We start from the raw sequence: 22,040 nt of genomic DNA, 5'->3' as shown, positions 1-22,040 counted from the left end.
TTCCTGCCGCCGATAAGTCGTGACGGACGCGCTCACACGTGCCACGCTGATAGTGATTCACACAACGCAGTGGGGAGCACGACAGTGACCGAACTCGACCAGACCGCCTCGGTGCTCGAGGTCCACAATCCGGCAACCGGCGAGCACGCGGGCACCGTGCCGGTCACCGCGCCCGACGAGGTGGCGGCCGCGATCCGCGAATTGCGCCTCTACCAGCCGGAATGGGAAGCCATCGGGCCCGAGGGGCGCAAGCGGTGGTTGTTGGAGCTGCAGGATTGGCTGATCGACAACACCGAGCACCTGGCCGACGTGCTGCAGTCCGAGACGGCCAAACCGCGCGTCGACGCGCTGATCGACCCGGCCTTCGCCGTCGATCTGCTCGGCTACTACGCCCGCCGGGCGGCGAAGTTCCTCGCCCCGGAGCACCCGTCGCCGCACAGTCCGCTGGCCCGAGTGAAGAGCCTGTCGGTCACCTACCGCCCGTATCCGGTGGTCGGGGTGATCACCCCGTGGAACTTCCCGCTCGCGATGCCGGCGATCGACGTGTTCCCCGCGCTGGCCGCCGGTGCCGCGGTGATTCTGAAACCCTCGGAGGTGACCCCGCTCTCGGCGGTGGAGCTGGCGCGTGGCTGGGCCGAGATCGGTGCGCCGCCGGTGTTCAAGGTGGTGACCGGTGCGGGCGAGACGGGCGCCGCCGTGGTCGAGCACGCCGACTACGTCCAGTTCACCGGTTCCACGGCGACCGGCCGCAAGATCGCGGCCGCCTGCGCCGAGCGCATGGTGCCCTACAGCCTCGAGCTCGGCGGTAAGGACCCGGCGATCGTGCTGGCCGATGCCGACCTGGACCGCGCCGCGCACGGCATCGCCTTCGGCGGCATGTTCAACGCGGGCCAGGTGTGCATCTCGGTGGAACGGGTCTATGTCGAGGCACCGGTCTACGACGAGTTCGTCGACAAGCTCACCGCTGCGGTCGCCGCGCTGCGCCAGGGCGCCGACGGGCGCGAGTCCCGCCACGACGTGGGGGCGTTGGCCAACGAGAATCAGGCGCGCATCGTCGAACGTCACGTCGAGGAGGCGGTGGCGGCCGGTGCGCGGGTGACCACCGGCGGCAAACGTACCGGTGTGGGCACCTTCTTCGAGCCGACCGTGCTCGTCGATGTGGATCACTCGATGTCGTGTGTGGCCGAGGAGACCTTCGGGCCGACACTGCCGGTGATGAAGGTGGCCGACGAGGACGAGGCGATCCGGCTGGCCAACGATTCGATCTACGGGCTGTCGGCCTCGGTGTGGACCGGTGACAAGGCGCGCGGCGAACGGGTGGCTCACCGGCTCGACGCGGGCGCGGTGAACATCAACGACGTGTTCGCCAATCTGTTCAACTTCGCCATGCCGATGGGTGGCTGGGGACAGTCCGGGGTCGGCGCGCGGTGGGGCGGTGCGGCTGGTGTGCGCAAGTATTGCCGGGCGCAGGCTGTCACCAAGCCGAAGCTGCCGACGATGACCAAAGAGCTGTTCTGGTACCCGTACGACATGAACAAACTGGTGGTGGCGGTCGCTGCCATGCGGATGGCCGGGGCGCGCGGGATCCGCCGGATCGACCTGCCGAAGGTGTGGCGGCTCAAGGGCGGAAAGTAGGCGTCGATGCGCCCCGGTTTTCCGCCGCCGAAACCCAGTTGTGATGAAGGTCACCGGTTTTGACGGGATGCGTGGTCAGCGGCCGGTTACGGCTATCGACCCTGGCGACTCCCAGGGTCGACGGGATGTGAATCCGGCCGCATTTCCGCTGGTCAGCCACTCGGCTGTGCTACCCGAACCACCGTCGGCGAATCAGGGGCGACTCGATGCTGCGGCCCACCATGTCAGGCCATATGCTGTGCGTTACCAACCTGGTGACTGTTTTGATCCATCTACGCGAACTTCCTTGCCCGTTTTGGCTGGATTTTCCCGACCGATTCTGATAGCAAGGTGCTATGGACCCGCATTTGCGCGATCTGCGGTATTTCGTCGCCGTCGCTGAGGAACTGCATTTCACGAACGCCGCTCAGCGGCTTCATATCGCTCAGCCGACGTTGTCACGCCAGATCCGCCAGCTCGAACGCCAGCTCGACGTGGTCCTGTTCGACCGCAACCAGCGCAGTGTCGCGCTGACCGTTGCCGGTAAGGAACTGCTCGAAGGCGCCCGCAAGATCCTCGAGCTCTGGGAGGTGACCAACGTGTCCCTCCAGGAAGCCGGTGAGGTGCTGCGCGTCGGCATCCAATCCGCGCTCGGCCGGGGACTGCTCAACGACCTCGAAAGCGCCAGCGGACATCGGCTGGCACTGCACGCGGCATCCTGGAACGACCCCTCCAGCGGACTGGCGGGCCGCCAGGCCGACCTGGCCCTGGTGTGGCTGCCGCTGCCCGACCCCAACCGATACCGCTGGCAGGTGCTGCGCACCGAACCGCGCTGGGTGCTGCTGCCGGAAAACCATCCGCTGGCCGAGCAGGAGACGATCGAGTTCGCCGACCTGCTCGACGAGCCGTTCGTGGCGCTGCCCACCGAAGCCGGTGCGGTGCGCGACTTCTGGCTCGGCAACGAGGCCCGTGGCGGCCGCGCGGCCAAAATCGGTGCCGAGGCGGCCACCCCCGAAGACAAGCTCGAGGCCGTGAGCCTCGGTCTGGGTGTGTGCCTGCTCGCGGAGAACAACGTGCCGATGTACCGGTGGCCCGGTCTGACCGCGCGCCCGGTCGCCGGTCTGTCGCCGTGCGAGCTGGCAGTGGCCTGGCGAGCCGACGACACCCGGCCGACCATCCTGGAGTTCGCCGGCCGCGCCGTCGACGGCGGATTCTCCGAGCCGGTGGTCCCGCCGCAGCCGATCGCGGTCTAGCTCGACCCTTCCAGTTGGGCGGCGAGGCCGAGCAAGGTGACCTCGCTGCCCGGCGGTCCGGCCAGCTGCGCGGCGAGCGGGGTGTGTGCTTCGGGATGGGTGCCCATCGGTAGTGACGCGGCCGGCCAGCCGACCAGATTCCACACCCCGGTGAACGGTGCGTAGCGCACCGAAGAGGCCACGTTGGCGGCCCAGCCGCGTCCGCTCCACTGCCGCGCCTTGGGCGGGGTGGCGGCCAGCGTCGGGGTGATCACCACGTCGAATTCTTCGAAGAAGTCCAGCAGTCTGGCCTCGACCCGGTCGACCTGATCGGGCCGGATCAGCCGCAGCCGGCGGATCGCCGCACCCAGCGCCAGATGCTTACGGGTGCGCGGTTGCAGTAATTCGGGATGGGCCAGCCGTTCGGCGTCGGCCAGACCCGCGGTCGGCCAGCGCAGCAACATCGCCAGGGCCGCGTCGCCGTAGGGCAGTTCGACCGGTTCCACCTGATGCCCGGCCGCCGCCGCGCGCGCACCCGCGGTGCGCGCTGCCGCCGTCCAGTGCCGATCCACCCGGACCAGTCGCGACGGCGGAGCCACGGCCAGTCCGATACGTAGTCGATGCGGTGGGCGTAGCTCGGCCAGATCGCAGCGATCGGCCAGCACCGACAACGCCAGCGCGGCATCGGACACCGTCGTCGCGAGCACCCCGTTCTCGGCCGTCCCGGCCCACGAATCCGCGCCGATCTCGGCGGGCACCACCTGTCTGCCCGGCTTGATCCCGAACACCCCGCACACCGCGGCGGGCACCCGGATCGAGCCGAGGCCGTCGTTGCCGTGCGCGATCGGGACCAGCCCGGCCGCCACCGCGGCGGCCGCGCCCCCGGACGACCCGCCCGCGGTGCGGCCCACGTCGCGCGGATTGCGGGTCACCCGCGCACCGTCGTCGGTGCTGGCCCACAACCCGAGTTCCGGCATGGCCGTGAGCCCGACGACGATCGCGCCCGCGGCCCGCAACCGCGACACCACCGGATGATCGGTGCTCGCGGCCGCGGTGCTCGTGGCGGCCGAACCCGCCCGCGTCGGCTCCCCCGCCACCGCGATGTTGTGCTTGATCGCCACCGGCACCCCGGCCAGCGGCAACTCGTCCAGATCGGGTCGTTCGGTGAGTTCGAGGGCTTCGGCGCGTGCCTGCTCGGCGCGCACCACGGTGAAGGCGTTGATCTTGCGGTTCTCCGAGGAGATCCGGGCCAGGGCCTCGGCCACCACTGCGGTCGGGGTGATCGTGCCCGCGCGTACCCGGGCGGCCAACGCCGCGGCCGGGCCGCCGATGGGGTATTCGTCGGCGGCTCGGCAATCGGGATTCATCACCTCGGCGTCGGTCACGCCGTCGTCGTCGACGGACTCCCATGCCACCGCTGTGAGGTCATCGTGCATGTGCGGATTCGCCCCCGTCGCATGGTCGTCGAATTCGGGTGATCAGCTCTCGAGGCGCAAGTTATCATTTCGCGCGCGGCTGGACCGACGATGACGTGGCGTGTGGCGGAGGGAATTTCAACCGATTCACCCGAACCCGACCACGCGCCGGGAACGGCTGCTCAGCGCAGACGCGCTGACCGGTTACGAGTAGACAGCCGGGTCCAGAGTGCCGATGTAGGGCAGGTCGCGGTAGCGCTCGGCGTAGTCGAGGCCATAGCCGACGACGAACTCGTTGGGGATGTCGAAACCCACATGTGCCACTTCGACCGGAGTGCGTAGCGCGTCGGGCTTGCGCAGCAGGGTCACCACTTCCAGCGAGGCCGGGTTGCGGGTGGACAGGTTGCGCTTGAGCCACGACAGGGTCAGCCCGGAATCGATGATGTCCTCGACGATCAGGACGTTGCGGCCGGCGATGTCCTTGTCCAGGTCCTTCATGATCCGCACGACACCCGAGGACGAGGTGGACGAGCCGTAGGACGACACAGCCATGAATTCGAGCTGGGTGGGAATGGGCAGCGCCCTGGCGAAGTCGGTCATGAAGAAGATCGCGCCCTTGAGGACACAGATCAGCAGGAGGTCGCCTTCGGGAGAATCCGGCGGATACCGCTTGGCGATGAGTTCGGCGAGCTCGTCGATCTTTGCCTTGATCTCATCTTCGGTGATCAGCACCGAGGCGATGTCGTCTCCGTACACGGAAGTGGTGTCCCTTCGTGGTGTCGGTCCCGGCTCGACCGATCCATTATGTGGCATCGAGGCGCGACTGGGCGCGCACCGTCAGCGTGCCATGCTCACGCGCCACGACCAACCGGTGGGCCCGCCCGCCACCGGCCACCGCGACCCCACCCTGTCCACGCCAATTTCGCACCAGTTCGTCGATCGCCTGTAAATGGGCGTTCATGAGGCCGCTGATGCCTTGTTCGGTGAGCCAGGCGCGCACGGCCCGGCGGCGCAGAGCCGGCGGCGCAGTGGCCAGGATCTCGATCGACAGGGTCGAGGGGCAGGTGTCGCCTGTGCCACTGGGCGCGGCAGCGGACTGCTGGGCCTCAGGTCGCTCGGAGCGGGCCGCACGCAGTAGTTCGGCTGCGTACATATCGAGGACCGCACCGTCCTCTCGTAGTTGACCGGCGGTGCGGGCCAGCGCCTCGGCCACACCACCGCCGAGCACGTCCTCCAGCAGCGGCAGCACCTCGTTGCGCACCCGCACCCTGGTGTAGCCCGGGTCGGAGTTGTGCGGGTCGTCCCACACCGTCAGGCCCAGGTCGGCGCACATCCGCACGGTCTGCGCCCGTCGCACCCCCAGCAGCGGCCGCCCCCAGGGCGTCTTCCACGCCGTCATGCCCTGGATCGAGCGTCCGCCCGACCCGCGCGCCAAACCCAGCAGCACGGTTTCGGCCTGGTCGTCGAGCGTGTGCCCGAGCAGAACCGGCCGCCCGTCGCGCACCGATTCCAGCGCCGCGTACCGAGCCACCCGCGCGGCCGCCTCCACCCCACCCGCACGCCCGACCTCCACCGGCAGGACCAGCCCGTCCACACACCCGAGCCCGAGCGCCTGCGCGACCGCCCGCCGAGCCACCGCATCGGACCCGTCCTGCAACCGATGATCCACCACCACAGCCGTCACCGGCCCCGCCTCAGCCACCGCACCGGCCACCAACGCCAACGAATCAGCGCCCCCCGACAACCCAACGACAACCGGCGCCCGCCCCCCTCGCGCAGCCACCCACTCCCGCACCGCCCGCCGCACCACCAGCACCGCCGCAGTCTCGGGCAACCCCCCCGACCCGGACATCCCCACCGCGATTCCCATACCCGCAGCCTAACGAGCACCCCCGACACCACACCCCAAACATCCGTGGCGCCGTCACCCACACCAACGGCGCCCGCCCCACCAGCGGCTCTACAACACCCGGCTGATCCACCGCTGCGGCTCGTCGATCTCGTCCAGCAGCGGCAACGTGTCCGCGTTCGTCCACACCGTGTTGAACTCCGCGATCCCCACCCGGTCGACCACCGCGTCGACGAACTTCTTCCCGCGCACGTACTGCGCCACCTTCGCGTCGACCCCGAGCAGTGCCCGCAGCACCCGTTGGATCGGGTTGGACGGCTTCTGCCTGCGCCGGTCGAAGGCGGATCGGATGTCGGTCACCGTGGGCACCACCGCGGGACCGACGGCATCCATCACGTGGTCGGCGTGACCTTCGAGGAGGGTGCCGAGCATGAGCAGCCGGTCGAGGGCTTCGCGTTGTGGTGGTGCCTGGGCCGCTCGCAGCAGGCCGACGATGCCGCGGCTGTTGGGGTCGTCGGCGGTGTCGCCGTTGCGTCGGGAACGCACCTCGCCGAGCAGCCGGGTGAGCATTTCGCTCAGTGGTTCCTCGCCGACCTCGCTGAGGATGTCGACGTTGGTGCGCATGTATTCGGCCAGCCACGGTGCGGAGGAGAACTGCACCCGGTGGGTCACCTCGTGCAGGCACACCCACAGCCGGAAGTCGCTGGGGTCGACCCCGAGTGCCCGTTCGACGCCGAGAATGTTGGGCGCCACCAGCAGCAGGGTGCCGTCTTCACCGGTGAACGGGTCGTATTGGCCGAGGATCGCGGTGGACAGGAAGGCCAGCATGGTGCCCACCTGCACACCGGCCGGTTTCCCGACGAGTTTGCCCTTGCCGGCGTTCTCGGTGCCGGTGAGTACCGACATGGAGTCGGCGGCCGCGGAGATCCAGCCGGGCCGGTCGACGATCAGTGCCTGGGGCACCGGCCGGTCGTCGAGCAGTCCGCTGACCTCACGGACCGGCAATTCGGCCAGCACCGAGGCCGAGGCCAGTTCGGCGACCACCTGCTCGGCGGTCTCGCGCGACGCGCGCGGGCCCGACGGTGCGAGTGCTGCCCCGGTGCGGACGGCCAGGCGCCAGTCCACCGGCGCGTTGAAGCCGGGTTTGTTGCCTTCGGTCTTGTCCTCGGTCATCGCCACCCGCTCTCAGGAGCATCCACAGTTGCGCAGGGCACCGGCCACCGCGTCGAGCGCGGGCCTGCTGACCTCCGGCAGTCGGTCGTTCGACATGAGCGCGAAGGTCAGTACCCGGCCGTCACGGTCGAGCACATACCCCACCAACGCGCTGGCCACGCTCAGAGTTCCGGTCTTGGCGCGCACCCAGCCGGCGCCCGCCCGGTTCTGGGTGACGAAGCGCGGTGCCAGGGTGCCGGTGCCGCCGGCGACGGGCAGGGTGTCCAGCATGGGCGCGAGAGCGGCTGCCCGGGGGTCGGTTTCGGGCCTGGCCCGGGTGCCGGCGGGCACCGTGACGGCGTCGCCGGTGGGGGTGGCCGCGATCGCGATGATGGCGTCGAGCAGGCGTGGCGGCACCCGGTCGTCAACGGAGAGGCCGCTGTTGTCGGCCAGGTGCAGTCCGGCGACGTCGAATCCGGCGGCGGTGAGCGCGGCGGCGGTCGCGGCGGTGGCACCGGCGAAGGACGCCTCGTGGCCGGTGGCCAGGGCCAGTTCGCGTCCGATGGTTTCGGCGAGCACGTTGTCGGAGTGGATCATCATGTCGTGCAACCGGATCCGCAACGGCGCGCTTTCGACCTTCGCGATCTCGGGGCCGTTGTGCGCGGCTTCGCCCACCCGCACCGCGGCCGGGTCGACGCCGAGTTCGGCGGCCAGCGCCCGGCCCACGTCCAGCGCCGGGGTGGAGGTGCGCGGCGAGTAGTCGGCCGCGGGGTCGAAGCGTCCGCCGTCGAGCATGACCGGTTCGATCGGGGTGATGGATCCGCCCGGGATGTCGATCGGGTCCCAGCCCGCGGCCATCGCGGGGCCCCGGTAGGCGGAGGTGTCGACGACGATCGCGTGCACCTGGGTGCCCGCGGCCCGCACCTGCGCGGCGAGGTCGGCGATCCGCGCACCGTCGGTGTAGTAGCCGCCGTCGGCGCGGGTGGTGAGCGTCGGGTCGCCGCCGCCGATGACCACCAGTTCGCCGGGTGCGCCCGCGACCACCCGGGTGGCGACCCGCTGTTCGTCGGGCAGGGTGAGCAGCGCGGCCGCGACCAGCATGATCTTGGCCGTCGAAGACGGGATCATCGCTTTGGCCGGGTCCTGGGTCCACAGCACGGTCCCGCTCGCCGGGTCGGTGACCTGTCCGGCGAACGCGCCGAGATCAGGGTTTCCGATGACCGGCGCGAGGGCGGCCGCCACCCCGGCCACGGTCGGCGCGGGCGCGTTCGACCCGGCCGCCACGAGCGCGGGGGTGGGCGCGGCGGCCGAGGGCGGCGCCGCGACGGTGAGTCCGCCGTGCCGGAATTCCGGGGTCCACGGGCGGGCGATCGCGGCGAATCCACCGGCGATGACCAGCATCGCGATGACCACCGCGGACAGCCAGATCCATCCGGACCTGCGGCCGGTGCGCGGCGGTGCTGCCGGATTGTGTTCGTTCGGACCGATCACGACTGTCGTTTCTCCTCAACCCCGCCCGACGCCTGCACTGCGCGCTGAGCCGCCTGCCGCACCGGTGTTCCAGCACACCACACTATCCTCGTTGCGCAACGGTTCCCCAGAACGATCTGGCGATTCGGCACACAAGCACTCGAACGAACAAGGAGATGGCGTGGAGTTCGACGTCACCATCGAGATTCCCAAGGGTTCTCGGAACAAGTACGAGGTCGATCACGAGAGCGGCCGAGTCAAGCTCGACCGGTACCTGTACACCTCCATGGGATACCCGGCCGACTACGGCTTCATCGAGAACACCCTCGGTGAGGACGGTGACCCGCTGGACGCGCTGGTGCTGCTGACCGAATCGGTGTTCCCCGGTGTGATCGTCGAGGCCCGCCCGGTCGCGGTGTACCGGATGACCGACGAGGCCGGCGGCGACGACAAGGTGCTGTGTGTGCCCGCGGGCGACCCGCGCTGGGATTACATCCAGGACATCACCGACGTCCCGGAGTTCGAGCTGGCCGCGATCAAGCACTTCTTCGAGCGCTACAAGGATCTCGAGCCCGGCAAGTTCGTGCAGGGTTCGGAGTGGCTCGACCGCGCCGAGGCCGTGAAGATCATCGACGAGTCCTTCGACCGTCTGAAGGAATCCGGCCACTGAGCCGATAGCGACGAAGAACGGGAAGTCCGAGGCTGTTCCGGACTTCCCGTTCTCGTTTCGCGAGGCGGTCAGAGCTTTTCGGCGGCCTTCTCGTCATCGGCGGCCTGGATGCCGCTGTGCATCCGCAGCGGCACTTCCTTCCAGAACAGCACCAGCAGCAAGGCGAGCAGGGCCACGCAGGTGGCCACCAGGAACACCGTGGACATGGAGTCGGCGAAGCCCACCTGGAACGGCTCGGCCAGGCGCGGGTCGAGTTGCTGGATGATCGAACTGTCCTCGAGCACCTGGCCCGCGGCCGAAGTGTCGCCTGCGAGCAGGCCCTTCGCCAGGGCGGCATCGGCCGGGTTGGTGCTGCGCGCGCCCTCGATCACCGCCTGCTGGTAACCCGGGTCGCCGGCGGCCTGCTGCATCCGCTCGGTGATGTCGGGGGTGAGCAGCGAGAACAGGATCGACAGGAACACCGCGGCACCGAGGGTGCCGCCGATCTGGCGGAAGAACGTCGCCGACGCGGTCGAGACCCCCATGTCCTTGGGTGGCAACGCGTTCTGCAGTGCCAGGGTGAGCGGCTGCATGAGATTGCCCAGACCGAACCCGGTGATCGCCATGAAGACCATCGCCAGCCACAGCGGACTGTGCGCGTCGAGCAGGTGCAGCAGGAACAGGCCGAGGGTGAGCATGGCGGCGCCGACCACCGGAAACACCCGGTAGCGACCGGTTCTGGAGATCAGCTGACCCGACAGGATCGACCCGGCCATCAGCCCGAGCACCATCGGCAGCATCTGCAGTCCGGCCTCCGTCGGGCTGGCACCACGCACGACCTGCAGGTATTGCGGCAGCAACAGCAGCCCGCCGAACATGGCCGCACCGACGACGAAGGAGATGATCACGCCCAGCGCGAAGGTCATGTTGTCGAAGATCCGCAGCGGGATCAGCGCCGCGTCGCCCATGTATTTCTCGATCGCGACAAAAGCCATCAGGCCGAGGGCACCGACCGCGTAACAGATCAGCGAGCCCGTACTGCTCCACCCCCAGACGCGGCCCTGCTCGGCCACGATCAGCAGCGGAACCAGGCCGACCGCCAGTACCAGCGCGCCCGCGAAGTCGATGCGATGGGTGGCGTGCGGTTTGCGCGGCAACTGCAGCACCCGCGTCACCACCACCAGGGCCAGCAGGCCCAGCGGCACGTTCACCAGGAACACCCAGCGCCAGCCGGTGATGCCCAGAATGGTGTCCTGTCCGGCGAGCAGTCCGCCGAGCACCGGGCCCAGCACACTGGAAACACCGAACACCGCGAGGAAGTAGCCCTGGTAGCGGGCTCGTTCCCGGGGGCCGAGGATGTCTCCCATGACGGCCAGCGCCAGCGACATCAGCCCGCCCGCGCCGAGCCCCTGGAACGCGCGGAATGCGGCCAGCTGGTACATCGACTGTGCCAGCGTGCACAGCAGTGAGCCGATGATGAACAGCCCGATCGCGGTGAGCAGGAACGGCTTGCGGCCGAACATGTCCGAGAGCTTGCCGTAGAGCGGGGTGCTGATCGTGGCGGTGATCAGGTAGGCCGTGGTCGCCCAGGCCTGCATCGAATACCCTTGCAGGTCATCGGCGATAGTGCGGATCGAGGTGGACACGATCGTCTGATCGAGCGAGGCCAGCAGCATGCCGAGCATCAGCCCGGACAGGATGGTCAGGATCTGGCGGTGAGTGAAACCGGCGGGCGATTCCACCGAGGCCGCCGTGGTCGTACTCACGAATCGTTCTCCGTCGGGGTTGCGCTCAGGGGCGAGGGCCTGGCGATGAGGATCGGGCGGGCCTGGTCGTAGTCGTGCACGAAACGGGACAGCAGCGTGGCGAAGGTCGACCGCTCCTGCGACGACCACTTCTCGGTGATCATCGCGATGCTGTCCTGCCTGCGCGCGCGGATGCGGGTGGCCACTTCGCGGCCGTGGTCGGTCGCCACCAGCAGGGTCGCGCGCCCGTCGTCGGGGTCGGCGGTGCGGGCCACCAGTCCCCGGTCGACGAGCTGGGCGACCTGCCTGCTCACCGTCGACGCGTCCGAGTGCACGGCCTCGGCGAGCGCGCCCGAGCGCATCGCGCCGTCACAGACCAGCCGGAACAGTACGACGAAGCCGGCCGGTTCGATGCCCGAGTCGTCCTTCATCTGGGCCAGCGAACGGTCGCGCAGGCGGTGCAGGCGGACGAGTTGGGTGGCGATCGCATCGATCGACGGTTCGTGCTCGCTCACTATCTTCCTTTACTTGCATCATGCAATTAGTTGTTTGATACAAGTATGTAGACAGCACGGTCGCTGGGGCAACCGTTTGAACTTCCTTTACTCGCCCTTGAACTGCGGCTCGCGCTTCTCGAACACCGCCTGGATGGCCTCGGTCAGATCGGTCGAGGGCAGGAACGCCGCGTTCCAGGCCGACACATAGCGCAGCCCCTCGGTCACCGCGGGGCTGGTGCGCTGCTCGAGCACATCCTTGATGCCCTGCACCACCAACGGCGGGTTGACCGCGATCTGCCCGGCCATCGCGTGCGCGGCCGCCACCACCGCGTCCTGATCGGCGAACACCTCGTTCACCAGGCCGATCCGCTCGGCGCGCGCGGCATCGATGTCCTTGGCGGTGTAGGCCAGTTCGCGCAGGTGACCTTCACCGATGATGGCGGGCAGTCGCTGCAGCGAACCGATATCGGCCACGATCGCCACCTTCGCCTCGCGCAAGCTGAACTTGGCATCGGCGGCGGCCAAACGGATATCGGCGGCCGCGATGAGATCTAGTCCGCCACCGACGCACCACCCCGACACCGCCGCGATCACCGGCTTGGTGCACTCGGCCACCGCGGTGACCGCGGCCTGCATCCGCCGGATCTCCTTCAGGAACTCGGTACGCGGCGCCGCCTTGGCCCCATCGGCCAGCACCGGGGCCAGCGTGCCCGCCATCGACGCCAGATCCAGCCCGAACGAGAAGTGCTTACCGGATCCGGTGAGCACCACCGCCCGCACCTGCGGATCGGCATCGAGTTCACCGAAGACCTCGGGCAGCTCACGCCAGAAATCCGGTCCCATCGCATTGCCCTTCCCCGGCCCGATCAGGGTGACCCGGGCAACGTGGTCGGCGATCTCGACGGTAAAGGCTTTCCATTCACTCATCACCCGATTATCGCGCCTCCATCCACGTCCCCGCCGCCCGCGTCCGCGACCATCCCGGCCGCAAATCCGGGGCAACTCGAATGTGTAACTCCCCCGGCGCATCTCGGCTCGGGGCCCTACCCTGGTTGACATGGGCAGGTCGACTCTTCCGGCAGTCGCGTGCCGGGTCGCGGACACACTGATCGCCCGCGGTCACCACGGCGTCATCGTGTGCCCCGAGACGCCCGCACCGACCGCGGCCGAAGCGGCACGCACCCTGGGCGCCGACCCCACCGCGATCATCACCGCCCAGGTGTTCCTGCTCGACAACGACCCCATCCTGCTCCTGGTCGCCGGGCACCACCGGGTCCACCTGGAACGCACCGGTCACCGCCTCGAAGGCCACCTCGCCCCGGCCGCACCGGCCCTCGCCGAACGCGTCACCGGCCAGTCGCTCGACGGCACCGCCCCGCTCGGCCACCCCACCAACCTGCCCACCTGGGTGGACACCGCACTGTCGCGGCCCGCCGAGATCTGGGCGGCGGGCGGTCACCCGAACACCGTGTTCCGCACCAACTTCCGTGAACTCGTCCGCATCACCGCCGGGTTGCCGCTCGAGGTCGACTGATCCCGGCCACACCCAGCGACCGGACAACCTCGCGGGCACCGGTGGGCCCACCGCGCGGTGCGGGCGTAGGTTGGGGCGGTGGGTGATGTGCGACGTTCTCCGGACGAGTTGGTGGTTCCCGACGATCTGAGCGGGATCACGGCTGAGCAGTACCGGGCGTCGATGCGGCACTATCCGTCCGGCGTGACGGTGGTGACGATCGGTGCCGAGACCGGGCCGGTGGGGTTCACCGCCACCTCGTTCGCGTCACTGTCATTGGCGCCACCGCTGGTGTCGTTCAACATCGCGCACACCTCGTCGAGCATCGAAGCGTTGCGGGCCGCCGATTCGGTGGTGATCCATTTCCTGGGCGAACACCAGCACCACCTCGCCCATCGCTTCTCCCGCACCGCCGCCGACCGCTTCACCGACCGCTCCCTGTGGACCACCCTCGACACCGGCGAACCCGTCCTGCACGGCACGCCCATCTGGCTGCGCACCACCGTCCACCAACTGATCGACCTGGGCGACCACACCCTCGCCGTCGGCCTGGTCACCCGGGTCCACGACGAAACCGAGGAATCCCCCTCGGCGGCGCCGTTGCTCTACTACAACGGCAGATACCACCGCCCCACCGCCCTCGACACCTGAGTTGATCCACTGGACACCACCCGTAGTCGTACAATATTTCGTACAACTACTGGACGGGGTTCCGATGATTGCACTACCGATTTCCTCCGTGCGCCAGAACCTTTTCAAGCTGGTGCAGCAGGTCAACGACGACCACGACACCGTCACCGTCGTTACCAAGTCAGGGGAAAATGCCGTCTTGGTCTCGGAGTCGGACTGGAACTCGATTCAGGAAACGCTGTATGTTCTCGCCACCCACGGAGGCGTCAGACTGCTCGAGTCCGCCCGAGATGCCCGCGAAGGCAACTTCGAGGCCCACGAGCTGATCGATCCCGGTGCCTGAACGGAAACTCACCTTCAGCCCGTACGGCTGGGAGACGTACACATCGTGGCTCACCAGAGATCGGACAGTACTGAAGGCGGCCAACAAGGTCATCGCCGCCGCGCTTGCCGACCCATTCGGGGGCATCGGCAAGCCCGAGCCACTGAAACACCACCTCTCCGGGAACTGGTCTCGCCGGATCAACAGAGAACATCGGATGATCTATTACGTCACCGATTCCGAGATCGTCGTCACCGCCGTTGGCGGACATTACGACGAGTAGCGATCAGCGGAGCTCAGCCGAGTAGGCAGGGGGCTGCGCCCGCGGGGGAATCGGGGGTTAAGGGGCGGGTTTCGGGAGTGGGATTCCAGTGGCCGTCGGTGCGGGTGTAGGTCCAGGTGGGACCGTGGGTGACGAGGGTGGAGACGGCGGTGAGCAGGCGGTCCGTGTCGGCGAGGGTGGTGCCGAGGCCGATGCTGGCGCGGAGGGCGGCGTCCAGGCCGAGGCTCGCCAGCAGGGGGTGTGCGCAGAAGCGGCCGTCGCGCAGGCCGATGGCGTGTTCGGCGGAGAGGTAGGCGGCGACCTGGCCGGGGGCGTAACCGGCGACGGTGAACGCGACGATGCCCACGCAGTCGGGGCTGTCGGACCAGATGCGGACCAGTTCGACACCGGGGATGGCGCTCAACCCGTTACGCAGCCGGTCGGCCAGAAAACTCTCGTGCGCGACGAGGTCGGCGGGATCGATGGCGCCGAGGGCGTCGCAGGCGGCGGCGATGGCGGCCGCGCCGAGCACATTCGGCGAACCGGCTTCGTGGCGTTGCGGCGCGACGGCCCATTCCACCTGTGCCACACCGACTTCGCGTACCGCGCCACCACCGGCCAGGTAGGGCGCACCGTCGTCGAGCCAGTCGCGGCGGCCGACGAGCACGCCCGAACCGAACGGCGCGTACAGCTTGTGCCCGGAGAAGGCGAGGTAGTCGATACCGGTCTCGCGCAACGAGATCCGCCGGTGCGGGGCCAGCTGGGCGGCGTCGACGAGCAGCCGCGCACCGCACAGGTGGGCGATGGTGGCCAGGCGCTCCAACGGCAGTACCTCGCCGGTGACGTTGGAAGCTCCGGTCACCGCGAGCAGCGCGGCCGGCTTGCTGCACAACTCGGCGACCAGACGCTGAACGGTCTCTTCGACAGTGTCGGCGGCCCGCACCACCCGCCTGCCGTGTGCGGTCCAGGGCAGGAAGTTGGCGTGGTGCTCGATATCGAGCACCACCGTCTCCCCCGGCACGCAGCCGGCCAGCAGGTTCAGCGAATCGGTGGTGTTGCGGGTGAACACCACCACCTGGTCGTCGTCGGCGTCGAGGAACCGCGACACCGCGCCGCGCGATGCTTCGTAGCATTCGGTGCTGATCCGGGAGGCGTACCCCGCGCCGCGATGCACGCTGGCGTAGTACGGCAGCAGGGCCGAGATCCGGTCGGTGACCTGCTTCAAAGCGGGCGCGCTCGCCGCGTGGTCGAAGTTGACGTAGCCACTGGTGCCGCCTTGCACCAGCGGGACGCGCAGGTCGGCACCGGACACGGTGGCGAGGGCGCAGGTGGGGTCGAGTACTGCAGTCATGACGAAATCCCGTCGGCTCTGGGACTCGTTCCGCAAAGGGGTGAGTCCGCGCTTGCCGCGTCCCCAACGGACGCCGGCCTGGTCGTCACCCGGAGCACCCCACCGCGGAGGAGGGTTGCCGACCAGCAAGCCGGGGCTGAACGCTGGCACTCGTGACCTGCACCGAGGTTGGCAGACGACCCGGGCGCGTGTCAACCACCCGTTTCGCGATTGCCCCTGAATTGCCCTCATCGCGTGGCGTCCCTGACCATCTGCCGACACCATGATGGCACCACCAAATGATTGAGCTTCTCTACTATTTGTTAGAGTGGCCGCCATGTCCACGAACCCGAACTCCGTGCGCGGCCTTCCGCGCTATCCGGTGTACGCGCTCGGGCGGCTCACCAAGGCCCTGCACGCCGAGATCGACCTGCCGTTGCGCGATCACTGGGTGCTCACCTTCATCGCCGAGAACGCCGACCTGACGCAGAAGAAAGTGGGCGACGCGCTCGGCATCGACCGCAGTGAAGTGGTCCGCCTGATCGACGCGCTGGAAAGCGCGGGCCTGGTCGAACGCACCCGCGACGGCAAGGACCGCCGCAAGTACCGGCTGCGGATCACCGAGGCCGGACGCAAACAGTGCAAGCGCACCGACAAGCTGATCGCGGAGGCCACCGCCCGCGTACTGGACCGCCTCGACGCAGGCGAACGCGCCACCCTGCACCGGCTCACGCTCACCGCCCTCGGCGAGCTCCCGTGACGAGCGCCGACGCCCGCGCGCGCGGATGCCGTCGGCCCCACCAACTCCCGAGTACCGTTGGCATCTGGTGACCATCCCGTTTGCCCTCCGGTAACCCGACCGTGAAACAACAGACACCGATGGGGGTCAACCGATGAGAGGTGGACTGAGCGCGATGCTCGAGCCACACACTGAGGTCCCGGCCGACCGGCCGCGCGATCCGCTGCTGCGCGCCGATCTGGCCGCCGCGCCGCGCACCCTGGTCGACATCCTGACCAGCACCGCCCTCGCCCACCCCGACGCACCGGCCATCGACGACGGCACGGTGGTGCTCACCTACCTGGAGCTGATCACCGCGATCGAGGCCAGGATGACCGAACTCACCGACGCGGGGGTGCGACCGGGCGACCGGGTGGGCGTGCGGATGCCCTCGGGCAGCGCGGCGCTGTACGTGACGATTCTGGCGGTGCTCTACTGCGGCGCCGCGTACGTGCCCGTCGACGCCGACGACCCCGAGGAACGCGCCCGCCTGGTCTTCGGGGAGGCCAGGGTGAGCGCGATGGCCACCGCCGCGGGCATCGAGTCGGCCACCACCGCCACCGGCCACATCTCCGACTGGGACACCCTGCCCAGCCCGGACGACGACGCCTGGATAATCTTCACCTCCGGTTCCACCGGCACGCCGAAAGGTGTTGCGGTGACGCACCGCAACGCCGCCGCCTTCGTCGACGCCGAGGCCCGGCTGTTCCTGCCCGGCGCCCCGATCGGCCCCGGCGACCGGGTGCTGGCCGGGCTGTCGGTGGCATTCGACGCTTCCTGCGAGGAGATGTGGCTGGCCTGGCGGCACGGCGCCTGCCTGGTGCCCGCCCCGCGTGACCTGGTGCGCACCGGCGCCGACCTGGGCCCGTGGTTGATGCGCCGCGAGATCAGCATCGTGTCCACCGTGCCGACACTGGCCGCGACCTGGCCCGCCGAGGCCCTGGACTCGGTGCGGCTGTTGATCTTCGGTGGCGAAGCGGTGCCCCCGGAGCTGGCCGAACGGCTCGCCGGTGGCGCCGAACGCGAGGTGTGGAACACCTACGGCCCCACCGAAGCGACCGTGGTGGCCTGCGCCGCGCTGCTCGACGGCACGATGCCGATCCGCATCGGCCTGCCGCTGGACGGCTGGGATCTCACCGTCGTCGACCCGCAGGGCAACCCGGTTCCGGTGGGCGAGACCGGGGAGCTCGTGATCGGTGGCGTCGGCCTGGCCCGCTACTTGGACCCGGCCAAGGACGCGGAGAAGTACGCGCCGCTGCCCTCGCTCGGCTGGGAACGCGCTTATCGCAGTGGCGATCTGGTGCGCAACGATCCCGAGGGACTGATCTTCCTCGGCCGTGCCGACGACCAGATCAAGATCGGTGGCCGCCGGATCGAACTCGGCGAGATCGACAACGCGCTGCAACATCTGCCCGGTGTCAGCGGGGCGGCGGCCGCGATCCGGACCACCAAGGCCGGCAACAAGATACTCGTCGGCTACCTCACCGGCGCCGGACCCGACTTCGATGCGAAGAAGGCCAGAGCGATACTGGCCGAACAACTTCCGGCGCCACTGGTGCCCCGCCTCGCGGTGGTCGCCGATCTGCCGACCCGCACGTCGGGCAAGGTCGACCGCGACGCCCTGCCCTGGCCGTTGCCCAGCTCCGACGACACGGCCGAGCACGGCCTGCGCGGCACCGCCGCCTGGGTGGCCGGACTGTGGGATGCCATCCTCGGCGCCGAGGTCACCGGTCTCGACACCGATTTCTTCGATGTGGGCGGCGGGTCGCTGGCGGCGGCGCAACTGGTGGGCGCGCTGCGCGAACGGTATCCGCACGTGACCGTCGCCGATCTCTACGACCATCCGCGCCTGGGCTCGCTGGTCGAGTTGCTCGACGGCAGCGCCCCGGTCGCGGCCGTGGACACCCGGGTCGTCGAGCCGACCCCGCGGCGCGCACAGCTCACCCAGGTGCTGGCCACCGTGCCGCTCACCACGCTCACCGGCCTGCAATGGGTCACCTGGTTGGCGATGGTGTCGGCCATCGCGGGCTGGTCGGGTTCACTGCCCTGGCTGCCGCGGCTGTCGTGGTGGTGGATCGCACTGGCCTTCGTACTGTTCATCTCGCCACTGGGCCGGATGACGCTGTGTGTGGCCGGCGCGCGCGTCCTGCTCGCCGGTGTCCGCCCCGGCACCTACGCCCGCGGCTCCGGAGTGCACCTGCGATTGTGGGCCGCGGTGCGGCTCTCGGAGGCCAGCGGCGCCGAGAACCTCTCCGGCGCACCGCTGATGGTGCCCTTCGCCCGCGCGCTCGGCGCGAAGATCGGCAAGGGCGTCGACCTGCACAGCCTGCCGCCGGTCACCGGCATGCTCGAGCTCGGCGACGGCGCCAGTGTGGAACCCGAGGTCGATCTGTCGGGGTACTGGGTCGACGGCGACCGCGTGCACATCGGCGGCATCACCATCGGTGACGGTGCGGTGATCGGCGCCCGTTCGATCCTGCTGCCCGGCACCAAGATCGGTAAACGAGCCGAGGTCGCGCCCGGCTCGGCGGTGTCGGGCAAGGTCAAGGGCGAACAGGAATGGGCGGGCTCACCGGCCGCGAAAACCGGTAAGGCACCGCGGCGCTGGCCCGACCACGCCCCCGAACGCGCCAGGCACTGGCTGCTGGTGTTCGGTCTGTCATCGATGGTGCTGGCCGCGATGCCGGTGTTCGGCCTGGCCGTGGGCGGCACCTTCATCGCCTGGTGCATCCGCGAGCAGACCACCATCGGCGCGGCCGCCCTGCGCGGTTTCGCCATCCTGCCGGTGGCCACTCTGCTGAGCTTGGCCGTCTACGCCGCCGCCACCGTGCTCGCGGTGCGCCTGCTCGGCATCGGCCTGCGCGAGGGCTATCACCCGGTGCGCAGCCGCACCGGCTGGCAGGTGTGGGCCACCGAACGACTGCTCGATTCGGCCCGCACATTCTTGTTCCCGCTCTACGCCAGCCTGCTCACCCCGGTCTGGTTGCGCCTGCTCGGTGCCAAGATCGGCAAGAACGTCGAGGCGTCGACGGTGCTGCTGCTACCCAAGTTCACCGTGGTCGCCGACGGCGCGTTCCTGGCCGACGACACCATGATCGGCAGTTACGAACTCGGCGGCGGTTGGCTGCGCATCGGCGAGTCGAAGGTCGGCAAACGCGCCTTCCTCGGCAACTCCGGCATGACCGCGCCGGGACGCCGAGTACCCAAGAACGGTCTGGTCGCGGTGCTCTCGGCCGCGCCGAGCAAGGCCAAGGCGGGGTCGTCGTGGCTGGGTAGTCCACCGGTGCGGTTGCGTCGCGCGGCCGAATCCAGCGACACCTCACGCACGTTCGATCCGCCGCTGCGGTTGAAGCTGGCGCGCGCCTTCGTCGAGACCTGCCGGTTGGTGCCGGTGATGGTGACCTTCGCGATCGGGCTGGGCGTGCTGTTCGTCCTCGCGCTGATCGCCGACCACGCCGGCTACCTGGTCGCCGCGCTGGTGTCCGGGCTGGTGCTGATGGTGGCGGGCGCGGTCGCGGGGGCGTGCGCGATCGCCGCGAAATGGTTGCTGGTGGGGCGGATTCGCGCGATCGAGCACCCGCTGTGGAGCTCGTTCGTGTGGCGCAACGAGGTATCGGACGCCTTCGTGGAGACTGTCGCGGCACCCTGGTTCGCCCGCGCGGCAACGGGTACTCCGGTGATGAATCTGTGGCTGCGCGGCCTCGGTGCCAAGATCGGTCGCGGGGTATGGTGCGAGTCCTATTGGCTACCGGAGGCGGACCTGGTGACACTCGGTGACGGTGCGACCGTGGAACGCGGTTGTGTGGTGCAGACCCACCTGTTCCACGACCGCATCATGGCGATGGACACGGTGACCCTGGACGCGGGCGCCACCCTCGGACCGCACTGTGTCGCCCTGCCCGCCGCCCACATCGGGGCCGGCGCCACCATCGGACCCGCCTCGCTGGTGATGCGCGGCGACGTGGTCCCGCCGTCGACGCGTTGGTGGGGCAACCCCATCTCGCCCTGGGCCGGTCCCGCCTGATGCGGAGCAAGTTCTACGAGGACCCGATCGACGACTATCTGCCGCAGAACGGCAACCGGGGCTACCGGGTGTCGCGCTACGAGCTCGAGCTCAGTTACAAACCGGCCAGCAACCGGCTCACCGGGCGGGCTGTGGTCATCGCCGTGACCACCGAGGTGCGCCTCTGGGTGACGCTGGATCTGTCCCAGTCACTGGCGGTGTCGAAGGTACTCGTCAACGGGTCGAAGGCAGCGAAATTCGTCCATCAGCACGGCAAGCTGGCAATCACCCCGCAGCAGAAGATCCCGGCGGGCGGGGTCCTCGAGATAACCGTCCAGTACTCGGGCACACCGAAACCCGTGCGCGGGCAGTGGGGTGAGGTCGGCTGGGAGGAACTCACCGAGGGTTCGCTGGTCGCCAGCCAGCCCAACGGCGCGGCCTCCTGGTTCCCGTGCGACGACCACCCCAGTGCCAAAGCGTCGTACCGGATCTCGATCACCACCGACAGCCCGTACTACGCCATGGCCAACGGCACCCTCGTTCGCAAACAGGCCAAGGCCAGCCAGACCACCTGGGTGTACGAGGCGCCCGAGCCGATGGCGACCTATCTGGCGACGGTCCAGATCGGCCACTACCGCAAGTACCGCGTCGGCTCGCCCGGCGAACCGGTGCCGATGCATGCCGTCGTTCCGGCGCGGTTGCGCGCGAACTTCGACCACGATTTCGCCCGGCAACCCGAGATGATGGCGCTGTTCGCCGAACGGTTCGGGCCCTACCCGTTCGAGCACTACAGCGTGGTGGTCACCGACGACGACCTCGACATCCCGATCGAAGCGCAGGGCATCTCCATCTTCGGCGCCAACCACTGCGACGGCAGGCGCGGCGCGGAACGGCTCGTGGCCCACGAGCTGGCCCACCAGTGGTTCGGCAACAGCCTCACCCTGAAGCACTGGCGCGACATCTGGCTGCACGAGGGTTTCGCCTGCTACGCCGAATGGATCTGGTCCGAAGCCGCGGGCGGCCCCAGCGCCGACCAGCTGGCCCGTGCCGCCCGCGCGAATCTGGCCCGCCAGCCGCAGGACATCATCGTCGGCGATCCCGGTCCCGAGGACATGTTCGACGACCGCGTCTACAAGCGGGGCGCGCTGACTCTGCACGCGCTGCGCCTGGAGCTGCGCGACCGCCTGTTCTTCGAACTCCTGCGGGAATGGACGGCGCGCTACCGGCACTCCTCGGTCACCACCGAAGAATTCGTCGACCTCGCGGGTCACTACAGCGTGGCGCCACTGCGCGGGCTGTTCGCGCTCTGGCTGGGCACCGCGGAGCTACCGCAACTACCGCCGCTGGGCGGGCAGGGTCATCAGAACACCAGATAACGCTGAGCCAGTTCCTCGACGAGCGGGTCGTCGGTCGGCACCATTTCGAGCGCCTCGAGGTCGTCGGCCACCGAGATGTGGCGGGCGTCGTCCTGTTCGGGATCGGGCCCGTCCTCGGCCAGCTGGCGCAACAATTTCTGCCGGACTCGATCCTTCAGTGAATCGCGCATGACTCCAGAGTGCCCGCTGCTCGGCGCGCGCAC

At 69.1% G+C, this 22,040-nt stretch carries 20 protein-coding genes and 1 riboswitch; of the genes, 10 read left to right on the top strand and 10 right to left on the bottom strand.

Annotation, left to right across the window (positions count from 1 at the left end):
* The first annotated feature begins 84 nt into the window (after nucleotides 1–84).
* Together ACFO5K_RS02865 and ACFO5K_RS02860 are read left to right on the top strand one after the other, a co-directional pair.
* Nucleotides 85–1,635 carry an aldehyde dehydrogenase family protein gene (locus tag ACFO5K_RS02865; protein WP_378555550.1) on the top strand — a complete coding sequence of 517 codons (1,551 nt, stop codon included), beginning with the start codon at nucleotides 85–87 and terminating at the stop codon, nucleotides 1,633–1,635.
* A 335-nt stretch (nucleotides 1,636–1,970) separates the two neighbouring features.
* Entirely contained in the window at nucleotides 1,971–2,867 is an 897-nt protein-coding gene (locus tag ACFO5K_RS02860) for a LysR family transcriptional regulator (protein WP_378555549.1), read from the top strand.
* Here ACFO5K_RS02860 and ACFO5K_RS02855 read toward each other — a convergent pair.
* The 5 genes from ACFO5K_RS02855 to ACFO5K_RS02835 form a co-directional block, all read right to left on the bottom strand.
* Nucleotides 2,864–4,213 (bottom strand): amidase, encoded by a 1,350-nt coding sequence (locus ACFO5K_RS02855; RefSeq protein ID WP_378555565.1) that lies wholly within the window; start codon nucleotides 4,211–4,213, stop codon nucleotides 2,864–2,866. The two genes, ACFO5K_RS02860 and ACFO5K_RS02855, sit on opposite strands and share 4 nt — an antisense overlap.
* Before the next feature lie 252 nt (nucleotides 4,214–4,465).
* Nucleotides 4,466–5,017 carry a hypoxanthine phosphoribosyltransferase gene (gene hpt / locus ACFO5K_RS02850; RefSeq protein WP_378555548.1) on the bottom strand — a complete coding sequence of 184 codons (552 nt, stop codon included), beginning with the start codon at nucleotides 5,015–5,017 and terminating at the stop codon, nucleotides 4,466–4,468.
* 46 nt (nucleotides 5,018–5,063) lie between these two features.
* The gene (tilS, locus tag ACFO5K_RS02845) at nucleotides 5,064–6,131 is read right to left on the bottom strand and encodes a tRNA lysidine(34) synthetase TilS (RefSeq protein ID WP_378555547.1); all 1,068 of its coding nucleotides are present in this window, start codon (nucleotides 6,129–6,131) and stop codon (nucleotides 5,064–5,066) included.
* A gap of 90 nt (nucleotides 6,132–6,221) precedes the next feature.
* On the bottom strand, nucleotides 6,222–7,283 hold the full coding sequence (locus tag ACFO5K_RS02840; protein WP_378555546.1) for a zinc-dependent metalloprotease: 1,062 nt from the start codon (nucleotides 7,281–7,283) through the stop codon (nucleotides 6,222–6,224).
* A 12-nt stretch (nucleotides 7,284–7,295) separates the two neighbouring features.
* A complete protein-coding gene (locus tag ACFO5K_RS02835; protein ID WP_378555564.1) occupies nucleotides 7,296–8,663 on the bottom strand; it encodes a D-alanyl-D-alanine carboxypeptidase/D-alanyl-D-alanine-endopeptidase in 1,368 nt (455 codons plus the stop codon).
* Between the two features lie 250 nt (nucleotides 8,664–8,913).
* Between ACFO5K_RS02835 and ACFO5K_RS02830 the strand changes: the two genes are divergently transcribed.
* Complete coding sequence (locus ACFO5K_RS02830; RefSeq protein ID WP_378555545.1) at nucleotides 8,914–9,402, top strand: inorganic diphosphatase; 489 nt, start codon at nucleotides 8,914–8,916, stop codon at nucleotides 9,400–9,402.
* Between the two features lie 68 nt (nucleotides 9,403–9,470).
* Here ACFO5K_RS02830 and ACFO5K_RS02825 read toward each other — a convergent pair whose 3' ends face one another.
* The 3 genes from ACFO5K_RS02825 to ACFO5K_RS02815 form a co-directional block, all read right to left on the bottom strand.
* Nucleotides 9,471–11,147: an MDR family MFS transporter gene (locus tag ACFO5K_RS02825; RefSeq protein WP_378555544.1), complete on the bottom strand. Its 1,677-nt coding sequence runs from the start codon at nucleotides 11,145–11,147 to the stop codon at nucleotides 9,471–9,473.
* Nucleotides 11,144–11,641, bottom strand: a complete 498-nt coding sequence (locus ACFO5K_RS02820) for a MarR family winged helix-turn-helix transcriptional regulator (protein WP_378555543.1) — start codon at nucleotides 11,639–11,641, stop codon at nucleotides 11,144–11,146. Before ACFO5K_RS02820 ends, ACFO5K_RS02825 begins: the two co-directional genes overlap by 4 nt.
* Nucleotides 11,642–11,728: 87 nt before the next feature.
* Nucleotides 11,729–12,550: a crotonase/enoyl-CoA hydratase family protein gene (locus ACFO5K_RS02815; protein WP_378555542.1), complete on the bottom strand. Its 822-nt coding sequence runs from the start codon at nucleotides 12,548–12,550 to the stop codon at nucleotides 11,729–11,731.
* 130 nt (nucleotides 12,551–12,680) lie between these two features.
* Between ACFO5K_RS02815 and ACFO5K_RS02810 the strand changes: the two genes are divergently transcribed.
* The 4 genes from ACFO5K_RS02810 (at nucleotide 12,681) to ACFO5K_RS02795 (ending at nucleotide 14,371) form a co-directional block, all read left to right on the top strand.
* A complete protein-coding gene (locus tag ACFO5K_RS02810) occupies nucleotides 12,681–13,157 on the top strand; it encodes a YbaK/EbsC family protein (RefSeq protein WP_378555541.1) in 477 nt (158 codons plus the stop codon).
* Nucleotides 13,158–13,319: 162 nt separating this feature from the next.
* Nucleotides 13,320–13,787, top strand: coding sequence for a flavin reductase family protein (locus ACFO5K_RS02805; RefSeq protein ID WP_378555563.1), 468 nt, complete (start codon nucleotides 13,320–13,322; stop codon nucleotides 13,785–13,787).
* A gap of 64 nt (nucleotides 13,788–13,851) precedes the next feature.
* Nucleotides 13,852–14,109, top strand: coding sequence for a type II toxin-antitoxin system Phd/YefM family antitoxin (locus ACFO5K_RS02800; RefSeq protein WP_378555540.1), 258 nt, complete (start codon nucleotides 13,852–13,854; stop codon nucleotides 14,107–14,109).
* Nucleotides 14,102–14,371 (top strand): Txe/YoeB family addiction module toxin, encoded by a 270-nt coding sequence (locus ACFO5K_RS02795; protein WP_378555539.1) that lies wholly within the window; start codon nucleotides 14,102–14,104, stop codon nucleotides 14,369–14,371. The genes ACFO5K_RS02800 and ACFO5K_RS02795 overlap by 8 nt, the downstream gene beginning before the upstream one ends.
* A gap of 13 nt (nucleotides 14,372–14,384) precedes the next feature.
* Here the strand turns inward: ACFO5K_RS02795 and ACFO5K_RS02790 are convergent, their stop codons facing one another.
* Complete coding sequence (locus ACFO5K_RS02790) at nucleotides 14,385–15,701, bottom strand: aminotransferase class V-fold PLP-dependent enzyme (RefSeq protein ID WP_378555538.1); 1,317 nt, start codon at nucleotides 15,699–15,701, stop codon at nucleotides 14,385–14,387.
* Between the two features lie 43 nt (nucleotides 15,702–15,744).
* Nucleotides 15,745–15,859: riboswitch (SAM riboswitch) on the bottom strand.
* Between the two features lie 158 nt (nucleotides 15,860–16,017).
* Here ACFO5K_RS02790 and ACFO5K_RS02785 point away from each other — a divergent pair.
* From ACFO5K_RS02785 to ACFO5K_RS02775, 3 genes are all read left to right on the top strand, one after another.
* Nucleotides 16,018–16,440 carry a MarR family winged helix-turn-helix transcriptional regulator gene (locus ACFO5K_RS02785; RefSeq protein WP_378555537.1) on the top strand — a complete coding sequence of 141 codons (423 nt, stop codon included), beginning with the start codon at nucleotides 16,018–16,020 and terminating at the stop codon, nucleotides 16,438–16,440.
* Between the two features lie 154 nt (nucleotides 16,441–16,594).
* Nucleotides 16,595–20,482 carry a Pls/PosA family non-ribosomal peptide synthetase gene (locus tag ACFO5K_RS02780; RefSeq protein ID WP_378555536.1) on the top strand — a complete coding sequence of 1,296 codons (3,888 nt, stop codon included), beginning with the start codon at nucleotides 16,595–16,597 and terminating at the stop codon, nucleotides 20,480–20,482.
* Nucleotides 20,482–21,837 carry a M1 family metallopeptidase gene (locus ACFO5K_RS02775; RefSeq protein ID WP_378555535.1) on the top strand — a complete coding sequence of 452 codons (1,356 nt, stop codon included), beginning with the start codon at nucleotides 20,482–20,484 and terminating at the stop codon, nucleotides 21,835–21,837. Before ACFO5K_RS02780 ends, ACFO5K_RS02775 begins: the two co-directional genes overlap by 1 nt.
* Here ACFO5K_RS02775 and ACFO5K_RS02770 read toward each other — a convergent pair.
* Entirely contained in the window at nucleotides 21,822–22,007 is a 186-nt protein-coding gene (locus tag ACFO5K_RS02770) for a hypothetical protein (protein WP_378555534.1), read from the bottom strand. The genes ACFO5K_RS02775 and ACFO5K_RS02770 overlap by 16 nt on opposite strands.
* Between the last annotated feature and the right edge of the window lie 33 nt (nucleotides 22,008–22,040).

This window comes from Nocardia halotolerans, from assembly GCF_042650145.1.
GTDB lineage: Bacteria > Actinomycetota > Actinomycetes > Mycobacteriales > Mycobacteriaceae > Nocardia > Nocardia halotolerans.
Note: the sequence above shows the minus strand (reverse complement) of the source record. Positions and strands in the feature narration are given on the sequence as shown.